We start from the raw sequence: 15,389 nt of genomic DNA, 5'->3' as shown, positions 1-15,389 counted from the left end.
AAAATGGAAAAAATACTTGTTACCGGAGGTGCCGGATACATTGGCAGCCATACCGTATTGAGCCTGTTACAAAGTGGCTTTGAAGTTGTGGTTATTGATGATTTAAGTAACTCAAGTCGTGAGTCATTAACACGAGTCGAAAAACTAGCGCGAAAGAAAGTAGAGTTTATACATGCCAGTTTATTGGATAAAGATAAACTCAAAGCAACGTTTAGTGCCCATGACTTTAGTGCCGTTATTCATTTTGCAGGTTTAAAGGCTGTGGGTGAATCAATGAAAAAACCGCTGAGTTATTATCAGACAAATATATTATCGAGTGTCAATTTGTGCCAGTGTATGCTCGAATTTGGTGTTAATAAACTGGTATTCAGTTCATCTGCCACTGTGTATGGTGAAGGGGCTAAACCGCCTTACACGGAAAGTATGCCATTGGGTCGTCCGGCGAGTCCTTATGGACAAACAAAGGCGATGATTGAGCAAATATTGACAGATGTTGCTCGCGCTAACCCACAATTTCAGGTTGCAAGTTTACGTTACTTTAATCCTATTGGTGCCGATGCCAGCGGTGAAATAGGCGAAGACCCGCTCGGTATTCCTAATAATTTAATGCCCTTTATTGCTCAAGTAGCAGTGGGCAAACGTGAACAGTTGGCTATTTTTGGTGGGGATTACCCAACCGAAGATGGCACATGTGAGCGCGACTACATCCATGTTACAGATCTTGCAAATGGTCATGTTAAAGCATTGCAGTGGTTATCCAAGCAAAACCATGGGTTATACGAAGCTTTTAATTTAGGTACCGGCACGCCTTATTCGGTGTTGACCATGGTGAAAGAATTTATTCGTCATACTGGCGTTGATATTAAATTTACCATAGTACAAAGAAGAGAAGGCGATTTACCTGCGTTTTGGGCTGATGCTAGTAAAGCAACAGAAGTACTTAATTGGCAATGTGCATTTACCTTGGCCGATATGATGAAAGATACATGGCATTGGCAAAGTAAAAATCCACAGGGCTTTTTAAGCGAGTAACCGTGATGCAGACAATAACGCTTAAGCAGCACAATGGATTAAAAGTGACTTTAAGTAGCTATGGCGCTACTATTCGATCAATTGAGGCGCCTAACGGCGATCACCTTGCTTTGTGTTATGACAATGAAGACGATTGGCGCAGTAATCCAGTTTATTTAGGTTCTACTATAGGCCGTGTTGCTAATCGCATTGCTGATAGTAAGTACCTCGGAGAGCAACGTGTGGTTAATCTCGTTGCTAATGAGGGCGCTAACCAATTACATGGTGGTAAAAAGGGTTTAAGTCATGTTGATTGGCAGGTAATCGATCACGATATCAGCAATAATAAGGTGGCTTTTCGATACGTTAGCCCTAGCAATGAACAAGGTTTTCCTGGTCGTGTTGAGTTTATTGTCAGCTATCAGCTTAGTGATAACCAGCTAGTGATCGCAATGCAGGGTGACCCAAGTGAAATCACTCCACTTAGTTTAACCAATCATATTTACTGGAATTTAGCGCTAAGTAAACAGCACGATGTTACAGATCATTTTGTGAAATTACCGGCCAGGTTACGGTTATTAAAAAATGAGCAAAATATTGCAAATGGTGAGTTTGCGAATGTTTATGACAGCCATTATGACTTTGCTGAATTTACCAAGCTTGCTTCAGTTTTAACTAGTAACGGTTTTGATGATTACTATTTATTAGACCCACAGGGGACTAGGCAACTACAGCTTCATGGCTCTATAGTGAATAAAATGACGGGTTATCAAGTTGATATACATTCAACATCGCCAGGCTGCCAGTTTTATACAGGGTTTCATCTTGATGAAAGATATAGACATATTGATGGTCAACATTTCGGTCCTTTTATGGGGTTGTGTATTGAGCCACATGAGTTACCAAATGCTGTGAATCACTCACACTTTCTGAGCACACAGTATTCACCGGAAAAACCTTATCATCAAAAAATAGTGTATAAAATCTTTTTTTAAAGTGAATTTCAACGATAGCGTTATAAGTGAGAAGTATATACTTTTGAACTTGGTTATTTTGATCGAATCTGTTACTTAATTTACGTGACTTTTAACACAATAATATTTCAAAAATAGACACCATAAAAAATTTTGCGCAAGCTAAAATTGTTAACAAAATACATTTGACAAAGCTGTGGGGATCATATTATTGTTAACAATATAATAACGTGACAACATAATACAATTATAAAGGGGAACACACATGCATCTAAATAATGGGGCTTTTAAGCTTAGTTTAATCGCTGCAGCTATTTTTGCTTCAAACATTGCAAATTCAGCTGAGCAGGAAACGACTAAAAAAGAGCTGAAGAAGATATTGAGATTATAGAAGTCTCGGGTCTGGCAGCTAGTGTAAAAAAATCAATAAATGATAAACGTTTTGCAGAAAATGTTGTTGATTCAATTAACGCAGAAGATATCGGTAAATCGACTGACCAAAACATTGCCGATGCGCTATCACGTGTAACCGGTGTATCTGTCCAGAGCGTTGATGGTGAGGGCTCTCGCGTCTCTGTTCGAGGAGCAAATTCACAGCAAAACAATATCAGTATGAATGGTGTGCAGTTAGGTTCTACTGGTTATAGTCAAGGGGTTGATTTATCTCAATACTCATCAGATATTTTATCCAAAATTGAAGTTGTTAAAACACCTAGTGCCGACCATGAAGAGGGAGCATTAGGAGCAAATATCAACTTAACTTCTACAAAACCTTTAGATCTAAACTATGAAATTAACACCGTTACTTTAGAGGGCCGTTATAACGATTTATCTGAGGAAGACAATTATAAAGTTTCAGGTACGTTATCGCGTAAATTTTTTGAAGATAAATTTGGTGTAGTAATTACAGCCGTTAAAGAAACAAACGCCTATAGAAAAGATCAATACTCTGCTACTCAATGGTTTGCGGTTGAATCCCCATTAGCAACAGATACACAAGGAAATATCGTTGAGAACGCAGTTGGCATCGCGCCGCTTTTAACAGATTATGAATATCATGAAAGTCAACATGATAGAACTAATGTTAATTTAGGGCTTCAATGGCTTGTTAGTGATGAAACTGAATTCAATTTCAATGCAAATATTAGTGATCAGTCTATCTTAAATTCAATGCATGGAATTCGTACTCGTTCAACTCAATATGGAAACTTAGTTGAAGGTCAAGACCCAGGCCTTTCTACGGGGCCTGCTCAATATACAGATCCGGAAGCTGATTGGCGAACAATCGATTTAGAAACTAATACATTTACAAAGTTTGTTAACAGGTTCGGTACTGGTGATTTGTTGCAATCAGAAGCAGATTATAACAATAAAAGCTCTGTTTTTTCTTTGGATTTGAATCATCAATTTAGTGAAAACTTATTAATGGATTTAGGTGTTGGTTACTCTAAAGCGGAACAAGTTCCCAATAATTCGGTTTATGTTGGATTACAGAACTATGCAAACATAAATGCATGGATTATTAATAATGTCCCACCTGAGGATGTTGAGCCAGTTGGCTATGACTGTACTAGCGGGAAATGCGTGCTCGTTTCTGGTTCTGGCACTGTGGATTATGGAGAAAATGACACTTTCGGAGACCCATTAAATGTTTGGGATAATTATGGGACAACAGGTTTCAATCCTGATGATTTAAGAGCCCAACATTTGAATTATATGAATCGTACATTGAATACAGTTGAAGATGAACAAAAGTCATTGTATGTAGATTTCGATTATATACTTGATTCAAATAATTTCCGCTCTATCGAGTTTGGAGCTAAGTGGTCTAATCGCACAAAATATGTAGATGCTCAGACTGGTGTGTTTACAACAGTAGGTGAAGGTGTTGTCGTATTAAATCCATATACTGGTCAGCCAACTGTTCTTGGCAGTGGTTTACGAGATATTACAGGAGAAATGGTCAGCAATGGTGAAGAATTTCCTGTAGATGATTTTATGGCCGGTCTTGGCTATGATCGTGATAGTATTACAGATGGTTGGAATCGCTTTTCAGCATTCAAAGCATTCGAAGTAGCTCAAGGAAGTCCTGAAGTTGAATTTAACACTGATGATTCAAACACCCGTAACACAGAGCTTGATAACTTAGCACTTTATACTAAATTAAACTTTGAATTAATGGATGGAAAAGTTACAGGGGATATCGGTCTTCGTTATGTCCGAACTACTGTTGAAGTTGCAGGCTCTTCAGGGGTTCAATTTGCTTACGACCCATCAAATGCTGGCAGGTTGATGGACCCTTTCAAACTTGAAGAATTAAGAGACACAAGTTTACCTTTATGTGAGCCAATCCGTTTTTACGGCACAAATTATGATGAAGAAACAAGATGGTCCAGAGTTGACGGCTTAGGTTATGATACTTTGGGTACAAATGACAAAACAGATGACGTAGTAATTCCAGATCAAGGTGCTTGTCATGATCCGAATGCGATTCAGGGAAATCCAAATGAAAGTGAGTGGTGGTTATGGCGTCATTCAGATGTATCGACAGAGAAAAATTATGTCTATGGAGAAAGAAGGTTTGATGAAAATGGTAATTTACTACCAACAGAGGATCGGAGTTTAAGAACATTTGCTGTAACAGATGAGCATGAATATGATTTACTCCTTCCTAGTTTAAATATTAACTACTTACATGACGAAGATACAATTATTCGTTTTGCGGCTTCAAAAACTATGGCACGGCCTCAAATTGACTCGTTGCGTCCAGGTTTCAAAGTACAAGAAACTCAATGGGGAGGAGATAATAGAAATAATTGGATAACATTAACAAACCCTAAACTAGACCCATTAGAATCAATTAATTTAGACATATCTTATGAATGGTATTTTAATAAATCAGGCTTATTAGCTGCTACTTTATTTTATAAAGATATGACTAATTTTGAAGAGTCTGAAACCGTCGTTACTTACATGGATGATCTTCGAGATGTAGGTTTAACAGATGGAGAAACATATGATCCAAACGATCTAGTGTTAATTGCAGGGCAAGATAGTTTGGAAGGATGTATGCCTAAACGCTTCCAAGGTGGAGAAGACTATCAACAAGACTGGATGTATTCAGGTGACCTAGAGCAAATGTGTGCCAAATTTAATACTACTCGGATTAAAAATGGTAAAGGTGCATCTATTAAAGGTTTAGAGTTACAGTATATGCAAACTTATGACAATTTACCTGGCATTTTTTCTGGTTTAGGCCTTCAAGCCAATTATACTTTTCAGGATAGTGAATATGATCAAGAAGTATCATCCATTAACACAGATGTTAAACTTCCTTCATTAGCTGTTGCGTATACTCCTGAGCATAGCTACAACTTAACAGGCTTTTGGGAAAAAAATGGGCATCAGTTACGTTTATCGTATCAGGGAACAACTGATCAATTAGTGCAAAGGTCATGGGAAAATGGTTCATTATGGGAAGAAGGGCGTCAAACATTAGATTTTTCTGCTACATATCAAGTTAATGATATGGTCTCTGTATCTTTCCAAGTTGCTAATTTAACAGATGAAGGCGTACGTCAGTATTTTACTAGTCGTTTCTTATCTGCAGGCGGGGTAACTTTTGATGAGGGGAGTCCACTTGAAGGTGAAGCGACTAAATCTAGAACTGTGTATCAATATCATACAGGTCGAACGTTTAGGCTTAATACTCGTATAAATTTCTAAATATTACTATTTTAGCCCAACTTTTAAGTTGGGCTATTTTGTCTTTAAGTGAGAATTACTCTAATGAATAATTTTTTGCGTCTCGTCCTAATAATTTTAATGTGCAGTATTGTAATTGTAGATACATTTGCTTCAGAAAAACCAAATATCGTAGTGATTCTCGCCGATGACTTAGGGTATGGAGATTTAGGATTTACTGGTTCAAAGGAGATCAAAACACCAAATATTGATGAATTAGCTAATAATGGTGTTAGCTTCAAAAACGCGTATGTAACTCATCCATACTGCGGGCCTTCTCGAGCTGGGTTACTAACGGGACGTTATCAAGCTCGTTTTGGAATGGAGAATAATGTCAGTTACATGCCTGAAGATAAATACATGGGGTTGCCGCTGTCTGAAAAAACAATTGCAGATAGATTACAAGATGTAGGCTATAGTACATCGATCTTTGGTAAGTGGCATCTGGGTGGTGCGCCACATTTTCAGCCTAATAAGCGTGGTTTTGAGTACTTCTATGGTTTTTTAGATGGTGGGCATAATTATATGCCTGATCAAGTGACGGTTGGCGGAGATGGTTATTCACTGCCGCTGATGCGCAACACTAAAGTGGCTGAATTTGATGAGTACCTAACCACTGCGCTTAGCCGTGATGCTGTGAGGTATATCCACCGCCAGCAAGGATCACCATTTTTTATGTATTTATCTTACAATGCACCTCATACGCCACTGCAGGCGCCTGCTGAATATATAGAAAAGTATAATCATATAGAAGATGAGGACCGACGTATATATGCTGCTATGATTGATGTTATGGATGAAGGCATTGGTATGGTTGTTGATGCACTTAAAGAAACCGAACAACTAGAAAATACCCTCATCATCTTTTTATCAGATAATGGCGGCGTATTCCCTGAAAGTTGGCAACCAAACAGTGATTGGGCAGATAACTCCCCTTTTAGGCGAGGTAAAGTAGCTTTACTTGAAGGCGGGATACATGTTCCTTTTCTCGCCCATTGGCCGGGGGTAATTCCTAAAGGTGAGGAGTTTACTGGTTTAGTATCATCACTTGATATTGCTGCAACGTCAGTTGCATTGGCGGGTGCTGATAATAAGAAATTAGATGGTGTTAACTTATTGCCATTTTTACAAGGTACAAAACAAGGTAGTCCACATCAGGCGCTATTTTGGCGCTTAGAGGAAGCACCTAATATTTATGCTGTACGTACTGTTGATTATAAATATATGAACCAACCACTACCGAATGTAGGTCGCAGTTTTTTTGATATGAAAGCCGATCCGTATGAACAAAATAACTTAGTAGATACACTTCCCGCTGAACAAGCGAAATTAGCCAAGTTATGGAATGAGTGGAATAAGCATAATAAAAATAATGTATTGCAGCAATCATGGGAATACAAAGCTGAGATAGATAAGTTTTTTGAGCAATTAAATAAGCGGAATATTGAAAAGGCTGAACAAACGCCAAACTACAATATTAAGTAAAAGTAGTTTACTGATTAGCTATAAAGAAGCCCCAAAATTGGGGCTTTTATTAGTGCTTCATTTTTCCTATATTAATTAAGCGGTCTGCGAGTTGATTACGCAGCTGTCGACTACTTCCATCACGCCAAGTAACATTAATTGTCTTGATTTTGACATCAGTGCCTAAGCCAAAATGGGCTATATTCATTAGGCTCTGTGAATGGTTTGCACTATGTGAACCCACAAGTTTATATTGTGTAGCTTGCTCAGTTTGTATTTCAACCTTTGCCCCCATTGCATCAACTCCTGAAGGCGAATATCCGATACGCACTAAGCTATAATGGTTATTAAGCATCGCGGAGGTGTTTTTATACAAGTGCCAACGACCGTTGTCGTCATCGCCACTGAGCAGATCAAGCTTGCCGTCATGGTTGTAATCAAATGCTGCGCCCATATCTCCATGAGAATCTTGATTTAACTCGCTGGTGGCTGAATTTAATAGCTGGCTAGTAAATTGGTTATTGCCTTGGTTAATAAGCATTACATCGGCAACGCGTTGTTTTAAATGGCCAAATCGATACACCACGAAATCAATTAAAGTGTCATTATTAAAATCACCCGGCACCACGCCCCAGTTATTATCAATAGTTTGTTTTGGTAATTGCGCTGATATATCTGTAAGTTGACCTTTATCGTTACGTAGTAAAATATCACTTAATGCCAGGTTTTGTGGTGTCCAATCTGTGTTATAGCTAGTGACATTTTTGAACGAAGCGCGCACATCCCATGCTAAATTATCCGCTAAATACCATTCTACCCGCCATTTGTTGTTACCTAAATGACCAATATACCAGCCTGTTTTATTGATATTTTTTGCAAATCCTTGGGCTTGATCTGCAGCGATGCTTTGATCTGAAACTGGCGTATTGATGGGTACCTGTTCGGCACCTAAAAAGACCGGCATAGCTTTCATTTTTTTGCCCCGAGGAAAATGATAAAAATCACTTAGAATCAAATCCCCCTGTGTTGTTAGGCTCAAGCCATCATGACTTTTATTGCCTTCGTCTCGTAAGTCTAAACGCTTTAGTTGGTCATTGTATGAAATACTATTATTGGCGATGGTGTAATGTAATTTGCCTCTAGCAAGGTAGTAGTCCATATCTCCATCATTATCGATATCGGCATGGGCGAGAGTTAAAGTACCCGTTGTATCGAGTGATTGTGGCAACACTTTAGCTGTGACATCGGTAAAACTAAAATCATTGTTGCCTTGTAAAATTACTAACGGGCTATAACCATTAAAGCCGAAAATATCAGGAATGTTATCGTTATTAAAATCAGTGATCAGCACGCGCTCGCTATTTAAATTTTCAAAGGCGGGCGAAGGGTGATAATCGAATGTACCATTGCCGTTATTTTCAAATAAAATGTTACGGGGGCTCTGCTCTGTCACCATTTTTTCAGCGTTAACTTGCATAAAGTCCAAGTCGCCATCGTTATCTAGATCAATCCACCGAACAGAACGTCCTCGCGCTCCCATTTCAGATAAGCCAGCTTGCGCTGTAACATCAGTAAATTGACCTTGGTTGTTTTGTAATAACCGCTGTGGTTGCGGGCTAAGGCCATTACCGCCGCCTAATGATAATAAAATGTCATTATCGCCATCATTATCGTAATCGCCACTGGCCATGCCGTGTAAGTCAACTCGTGGATAAATATCAGCTTGCTTGGTAAAACTAAAGTCACTATTTGATAAGAATAACTGAACAGGCGTCGAGTCATGATTAGTTAGTAATAAATCATAGAGTCCATCATTATTTAAATCAGATAGGGATGGGCCGCCGTACTTCCAATTTTTATCAGTTGTTAATCCCACTTCAACAGAGACATCGTTGAACATTATTTTAGGTTTAGCTTGCATGCTGGTGTGTTGATTACTGCAAGCTGTGATGTAAAGTGCAATGGAGATAGCACTGAGTTTAAATACTGTATTGCTCATAGAAAATACTCCTTATAAGGTGTTGGTTGTGGGCTTAACCAAAGTAAACTCATTAATGTAGCTTTCTAAGTTTTCAACAATATCAGCTAAGTTATCGACCGTTTGTTGGTTACTTTGGGTAGTATTTGCTACAGATTGAGCATCAGTATTGATTAAGGTTATTTGCTCATTAATCGAGTTAGACACAGATGTTTGTTCTTCGGTGGCTGTGGCAATTTGCAGGGCCATGTCGATTACTTGATCAAGCTGTTCTTTTAACTGTGTAAAAGCTTGTGTGTTATTGATGACATGATCAATTGCTTGGTTTGATTTTGTTTGTAGCTGCGACATGCTTTGGGTGGCTGTTGTTGCGCCACTTTGAAGGGCATTTATTTGTCCTTGAATTTGTTTAGTTGATTGTTGCGTACGACTAGCAAGATTTCTTACTTCGTCGGCGACAACAGCAAACCCTCTGCCAGTTGTCCCTGCACGGGCGGCTTCAATAGCCGCATTAAGTGCAAGTAAATTAGTTTGCTCTGCAATACCTTCAATCACACTTAAAATATTGCTAATAAGCTGAGCTTGTTCATCTAGCTCTGTCACTATGTCAGTGGTCGTGCTGAGTTCTTCGCTTAGTTGTTTCATCATGGTTTGGCTGATATTGGAGTTTTCTAAGTTATTAGTTGAGAGTGTATGAGCTTGCTCTATGGCATGATGAGTGCGATTCGTCATGGACGACACTTCACTGATGGTCGCTGTCATCTGATTAATTGCCACGGAAATACTGTGTGTGGCTAATTGCTGGTTATTGCTCAACGAAGTACTGTCTTGTATTGCGTGGTGGATAGTGTCTGAGCTGTGTGATATTTGTTGTGATTGTTTGGTTATTTTCGTTAATGTGCTATGAAAGCTGGATAACAATAAGTTAAATGCGTTAGTAAGCTCGGTTAGTTCATCTTGCCCAGTGTGGTTAAATCTATATGTAAGATTTTTTGTACGTGCCAATTCACTCACATTCGCCACTATTTCTGATAATGGCTGGGTAATGCTGCGAATAATAAACCATGAAAATAAAGCCAGAAATACAACTTGCAGCACAAGGGTTAAAATATTGTTGTAGAGCTTTGTTTGTGCTTGCTCTATTAAACTATTTTTAGTGTCGATCAGCTCTTTAAGTACTATTTCAATGGTGCGCTGCTGCAATGCTGACACACTTTTAACAACCTCTGGCCAATCAATGCCAGCGATATTTAGTGGTTTGTTGACTGTTTGATAGATGTTTGTACGGGCTTGTAGCGCCACTTCTTCTGACTTTAAATAGCTCGCGTTTTGCGTCATTTGAGTAAACGCAGATTGTGCATTTGCAGTGGCAAAATTATAAAATAGGCCATTATAAGTTTGCACTGCGGTCGCGCTTCTGAAAATTTCGCCGTATATGTATACATCCAATTGTGTATTGCTTGCAGTATTTATAAAGCTATCGTGAAATGATCGTTCGACACTGCTGGCGACTAAGTAATAGTAAGCATTTGACATTTTTCCTAACTGTTGTTCGCTACTGGCGATGACCACAATTTCACTCAATGTCATTAATAGTTTGCGGATCAGATCGTTAAATTCATACATCGTGTGAACTTCTCGACCAAATTGCGCTATGTAAGCTTTACTTAGGTGATTTTTTTCATCAGCTACTTGTCTGACTATTTGCAGATCGCTTAATTGTTTATCGATTATTTCAACTTGGTTATTCAAGGTCGGAAATTGCTTAATTGTCTGCTGGTTCTCAGTAATGAATTGTTTAAACTGATTAGCATTTGTTAGCGCGCTTTGTCGATAAGTGAGCATCTGTTGCTGCGCTTGTTGCGCACCTGAAGCTGCATCAAGATACAACCTTGTATAAAACCCCTCTTCTAACAAACTTGAAATCAGTGGGTAAGTAACATTAGCGTAATCGAGTATTGCATCAAGCTTACTTATTGCTTGCTGCTGCGCCAAAGAGGAACGTACTTTTTCAACTGACATAAGCCCTGTAATTAGTAATGGAATGAGCACTAGCGTTAAAATTCGTGTCTTTATTTTATAGTTATTTAGAAATGACATAATGAATTAAACTCAATGTTAATTGTTAACAATTGACTTAGGTTACATTTTTTTGTCATTAAATAGCAACCATTAATTAGCGCAATAATAAAGCAAAGCATAAAGTTGCGGGTTCAGTGTTTAGTTAAATGTTTTATTGTGTTGCGTTAATAAATGACAAACGTGTTAAATATAAGGGATTAAATCAATGCCGAGCCATGTGTTATTGCGGGTGAAATAAGGGTCTTAAAAACATCTAACCTTACATTTGAATGAAGTTTTTATAATTTCTTAACGTTTTTATGAAAACAAATGCTGATATTTTTAACGAAAATATATATTGTTTGTTTACTGTTAACAATATTCAATGTGTGAGATTGAAAATTATGAATAAAAATATATCTCGTCGTTCAGTTCTCAAAATGTTTGCTGCTGGGGTTGTAGCAACTGGCGTCTCTGGTTGTACTCGTCATTTAGGTGCTATGAATTCAACCGTTACTAGCGGTACTAAGGCTCACCGTGATAACTGGTATAAAACGTATAATAGAGTTTGGCTTGGTAAACAATATTGGGCTAATCCTATGGAAGATTGGCGTGTGAATAACGGTGCGGCTGAATGTGTAACTCGAGGGGGGAATCGCAGTGTTCATTCTCTAACACATCAAATAACGAATATTGACCAAGCTTTTTCTATGTCAGTGGAGGTTACCCGTTTAGAGCAAAATAATAACGATGGGGGCGCGGGTATTCGTCTTGGCGCTAAAAGTGAACTCAATGAATACCGTAGTAACTGTTTTGTTCAACAGGGATACGATCTCGGTATTAAAAATAACGATTTAGTGTTAGGTAACAACACTGTGCCTTTAACTAGTCAGATAGAGAATCAAGCCGTTACTTTAACACTTACTGGGACTCCTCAATCAGGTGCTATGGCATTAGAGCTAACGGCTCGTTTAACATCATCCGAAACAATAATCGGTACGGTTACTCATTTGGTACCTGCATCAGAGCTATTAGGTAATGTCGCGCTAGTGAGTAATTTCTCAATTCCATCTGTTACTTATGAAAATGTGCCTGAAGACAAATTAGGTGCACGTTATAAATTTAGCCACTGGGCTATGCAAGGTGAAGCATTCTCTGTTACTGATGAGCAGTCATTTGGCCCTATTCTTTGGACTATGTATTCGTTGAGCGATACATTAAGCCATGAAGGTTTTGTGATGAAATTGAGTGCTTACACAGGACCAATAGGTGAGCAAGATAATCAACAATTAGAGCTGCAAGTACAACGTGACAATCAATGGATTGCTATCGACTCACAGCGTATTGACCATGATGGCTGGTTGGCGACTTTTCGTATTGCCAATTGGGATGAGAAACAAGATACGCCTTTTCGAGTTGTATATCATGAGAAATTCAGCGATGGTACACACGCGGCTGATCTATATTCAGGGATCATAAAAGCAAACCCAAGAAGTAATTCGTTACGAATGGCTGCATTGACCTGTCAAAATGATTATGGTTTTCCCTATCAGCCTGTAGCGCAAAATGTCGAAAAACTAAATCCTGATTTGGTGTTTTTCTCTGGCGACCAAATTTATGAAAGTCATGGTGGGTTTGGTGTAATTCGTACGCCTGATGATTTGGCGATTTTGAACTATTTACGCAAATTTTATCAATTTGGTTGGGCTTTTAAAGAAGTCATGCGTAATCAACCGACAATTTGTTTACCTGATGATCACGATGTACTGCAAGGGAATTTGTGGGGTGAAGGGGGCGCAAAAATGCAAAATATTGCAAAAGACCCTTCAGCAAGTGTTTTAGGTGGTTACATAGATTCTGCGCGGGTGGTTAATATGGTACATAAAACAACGCTTAACCATCACCCTGATCCTCATGATCCTACACCAACGAATGGCATTAGTTCGTATTATGGGGCGATGCTATACGGCGGTGTTGGTTTTGCCATTCTTGCCGATAGGCAATGGAAAAGTGGCCCAGAGCGTATTAATGTTGCGGTAGGAGAAACAGGGCAAGACGAAGATCCGCTTTATTATAACCCGCTATTCAATCCTCCAGATTTGGATCTGCTAGGAAATCGCCAAGAGAATTTTCTTAAAGCGTGGGGTAATGACTGGCGTGGACATAAATTAAAAGCGGTATTAAGCCAAACCGTATTTGCTGCTATTTCTACTCATCAGCCTTTGCCAGATCGTTTCTTAAAATATGATTTTGACTCAAGTGGTTGGCCTGCCTCTGCACGTAACCGTGCAATTGATGCAATGCGTGAGTCTATGGCGTTACATATTTGTGGTGATACCCATTTAGGTTCTTTATCGCAATATGGTGTAAATCAACAAAGAGATAGTAATTGGGCTTTTTGTACGCCCGCCATTTCAGCAGGTTGGCCAAGGTGGTGGAAACCTGACTCAATGAATATGCCTTACCAAAACCGCCCTGCACATGGGCTTGCTGAAACAGGCGAATATAATGACACTTTTGGTAACAAGATTTATGTCTATGCGGTTGGTAATCCAGAGGTTGGAAAATCAAATAACCGCTATGTGAAAGCACATGAAAAAGGCAGTGGTTTTGGTTTTATTACGTTTGATTGTGACAACCTCACTTACACAATGGATGCCTATCGATTTTTAGTTGATGTTAACGATGGTAAAGCAAGTAATCAGTTCCCGGGCTGGCCTGTAACAATTCATCAGCAAGAGAACAAAGGTAACAACTTGTTAAGTTAACCTGCTTCTCTAAGTATCACGCATCATAAACATAAAAATTTATGTTGCGTGAAAAACTTGACTAGACTGTATAGCACAAAGCTTTATGAAAACCAGATACTCTCCACTATAGGTCGTGTTTGAAACTAAAATTGTCATTAAGTTTATTGTTACCAAACAGTAAAGTGTCATTAAGCTATAAACCCGTACTGAAGCTGCTTAATTACATTCCTTATCAGCTCGCGGCCACGAATTGAGTTTAATACTGTTACAGGTGCTTTGCCATTGAACTGAATATGAGCAGTATTTAACCATGCACTCCAGTTTTCTATATTTCCGAAGTAATCAATACCCACAATGCTTATCCTTGCTACTTCAAGCGCCTGTTCGCTAACTTGAGAACTTAAGAGTTTTGTCTTGTTTTGAGATAGCTTTGTTGCTGTCGTGCCTATTGCCTTTGCTACTGTTGCAATATCCCAATTAATAGCACTAGCAAATGCATAAACTCCTGATGCTTTTATTCCATGTTTTACTAGCTTAACTTCAATAAGTGGATTGGAATCAAATGCTAGTTCTTTGCATGACATTATACTAATGAGGTCAGTGTTATTTGAAAATTTTGACTGACTTTTTGCCATTATCCACCCACATATAAATTCTCACAGAGATATAATTTTAGCAGAAAAATATTTTTTAATTAGCATTAACGAAATGGGGTGCATAAAGTCCAATAAAAAGACGTGTTGGGTTAGCTGTTGTAATGATGTCATTGCTATAAAAATTTAGTATTACCATAGGTTGTTTTCATGCTCATTAAAAATCAATATTTAGACACGAAAATCCTGTTGGGCACAGTGCCTAAACTTGATGACCAAGATGGTGGTCATTAATTTTTCCCACTATCTACTATAGGGTAGGGGTAACCATTTTTAGTCAATGTAGTGGTCAAAAATACCGGTGAAAAAAGAGTGTAAATTTACCTCAAGGCGCATGGGCACAAAGTTGGGCACAAAAATTCAAATTTGTACCTGATATACCTAGTCTCGATATATTTATATTCTGCTTCAAGTGAGGAATAAAAAATCTTAATGTTGTATTAATGTAGTAATAAAATGGTGAAGAAACTACTGTTCTGACTGTTGAAATTATAAGTAGTGGAACTTGTAAGTTATTGATTTGGTACGACTGAGTGGATTCGAACCACCGACCTCTACCATGTCAAGGTAGCGCTCTAACCAACTGAGCTACAGTCGTATAATAAGGATTTGTGCAATATAATTTATTCATAAATGGCAGAATAAATTTGGTACGACCGAGTGGATTCGAACCACCGACCCCCACCATGTCAAGGTAGTGCTCTAACCAACTGAGCTACGGTTGTATTTTGATTTAAAACTGTTGTTAGCGTGG

9 protein-coding genes and 2 tRNA genes are annotated in these 15,389 nt (G+C 38.5%); 6 read left to right on the top strand and 5 right to left on the bottom strand.

Features of this window, described 5'->3' with window-relative positions:
• Positions 1 to 3: 3 nt before the first annotated feature.
• The 5 genes from galE (at position 4) to ISP07_RS04225 (ending at position 7,214) form a co-directional block, all read left to right on the top strand.
• Positions 4 to 1,032, top strand: a complete 1,029-nt coding sequence (gene galE / locus ISP07_RS04240) for a UDP-glucose 4-epimerase GalE (protein ID WP_209326900.1) — start codon at positions 4 to 6, stop codon at positions 1,030 to 1,032.
• A 5-nt stretch (positions 1,033 to 1,037) separates the two neighbouring features.
• Complete coding sequence (locus tag ISP07_RS04235) at positions 1,038 to 2,006, top strand: aldose epimerase family protein (RefSeq protein WP_228290519.1); 969 nt, start codon at positions 1,038 to 1,040, stop codon at positions 2,004 to 2,006.
• A gap of 244 nt (positions 2,007 to 2,250) precedes the next feature.
• On the top strand, positions 2,251 to 2,376 hold the full coding sequence (locus tag ISP07_RS20660; RefSeq protein ID WP_267874650.1) for a hypothetical protein: 126 nt from the start codon (positions 2,251 to 2,253) through the stop codon (positions 2,374 to 2,376).
• Positions 2,364 to 5,711: a TonB-dependent receptor gene (locus ISP07_RS04230; protein WP_324616099.1), complete on the top strand. Its 3,348-nt coding sequence runs from the start codon at positions 2,364 to 2,366 to the stop codon at positions 5,709 to 5,711. The genes ISP07_RS20660 and ISP07_RS04230 overlap by 13 nt, the downstream gene beginning before the upstream one ends.
• Before the next feature lie 99 nt (positions 5,712 to 5,810).
• Positions 5,811 to 7,214: a sulfatase gene (locus ISP07_RS04225; protein ID WP_228290506.1), complete on the top strand. Its 1,404-nt coding sequence runs from the start codon at positions 5,811 to 5,813 to the stop codon at positions 7,212 to 7,214.
• A 49-nt stretch (positions 7,215 to 7,263) separates the two neighbouring features.
• On the opposite strand, the gene ISP07_RS04220 is transcribed toward ISP07_RS04225, so the two are convergent.
• Positions 7,264 to 9,192: a CRTAC1 family protein gene (locus tag ISP07_RS04220; RefSeq protein ID WP_209326897.1), complete on the bottom strand. Its 1,929-nt coding sequence runs from the start codon at positions 9,190 to 9,192 to the stop codon at positions 7,264 to 7,266.
• Positions 9,193 to 9,204: 12 nt separating this feature from the next.
• Positions 9,205 to 11,271, bottom strand: coding sequence for a methyl-accepting chemotaxis protein (locus ISP07_RS04215; RefSeq protein ID WP_209326896.1), 2,067 nt, complete (start codon positions 11,269 to 11,271; stop codon positions 9,205 to 9,207).
• 365 nt (positions 11,272 to 11,636) lie between these two features.
• On the opposite strand from ISP07_RS04215, the gene ISP07_RS04210 reads away from it, so the two are divergent.
• Entirely contained in the window at positions 11,637 to 14,000 is a 2,364-nt protein-coding gene (locus ISP07_RS04210) for an alkaline phosphatase D family protein (RefSeq protein WP_209326895.1), read from the top strand.
• A 170-nt stretch (positions 14,001 to 14,170) separates the two neighbouring features.
• On the opposite strand, the gene ISP07_RS04205 is transcribed toward ISP07_RS04210, so the two are convergent.
• The 3 genes from ISP07_RS04205 to ISP07_RS04195 form a co-directional block, all read right to left on the bottom strand.
• A complete protein-coding gene (locus ISP07_RS04205) occupies positions 14,171 to 14,617 on the bottom strand; it encodes an antitoxin Xre/MbcA/ParS toxin-binding domain-containing protein (RefSeq protein ID WP_209326894.1) in 447 nt (148 codons plus the stop codon).
• A gap of 539 nt (positions 14,618 to 15,156) precedes the next feature.
• Positions 15,157 to 15,233 (bottom strand) — tRNA-Val (locus ISP07_RS04200).
• Positions 15,234 to 15,283: 50 nt separating this feature from the next.
• Positions 15,284 to 15,360, bottom strand: a tRNA-Val gene (locus ISP07_RS04195).
• Positions 15,361 to 15,389: the final 29 nt, after the last annotated feature.

The sequence above is a fragment of the Pseudoalteromonas sp. PA2MD11 genome (assembly GCF_017808125.1).
GTDB classification, from domain to species: domain Bacteria; phylum Pseudomonadota; class Gammaproteobacteria; order Enterobacterales; family Alteromonadaceae; genus Pseudoalteromonas; species Pseudoalteromonas simplex.
This window is presented reverse-complemented; position numbering and strand designations above follow the sequence as displayed.

Coding starts and splice junctions, on each gene's coding strand:
- ISP07_RS04215 (WP_209326896.1), bottom strand. CDS start 11,271: ATGTCATTTCTAAATAACTATAAAATAAAGACACGAATTTTAACGCTA.
- ISP07_RS04235 (WP_228290519.1), top strand. CDS start 1,038: ATGCAGACAATAACGCTTAAGCAGCACAATGGATTAAAAGTGACTTTA.
- ISP07_RS04205 (WP_209326894.1), bottom strand. CDS start 14,617: ATGGCAAAAAGTCAGTCAAAATTTTCAAATAACACTGACCTCATTAGT.
- ISP07_RS04225 (WP_228290506.1), top strand. CDS start 5,811: ATGTGCAGTATTGTAATTGTAGATACATTTGCTTCAGAAAAACCAAAT.
- ISP07_RS04210 (WP_209326895.1), top strand. CDS start 11,637: ATGAATAAAAATATATCTCGTCGTTCAGTTCTCAAAATGTTTGCTGCT.
- ISP07_RS20660 (WP_267874650.1), top strand. CDS start 2,251: ATGCATCTAAATAATGGGGCTTTTAAGCTTAGTTTAATCGCTGCAGCT.
- galE (WP_209326900.1), top strand. CDS start 4: ATGGAAAAAATACTTGTTACCGGAGGTGCCGGATACATTGGCAGCCAT.
- ISP07_RS04220 (WP_209326897.1), bottom strand. CDS start 9,192: ATGAGCAATACAGTATTTAAACTCAGTGCTATCTCCATTGCACTTTAC.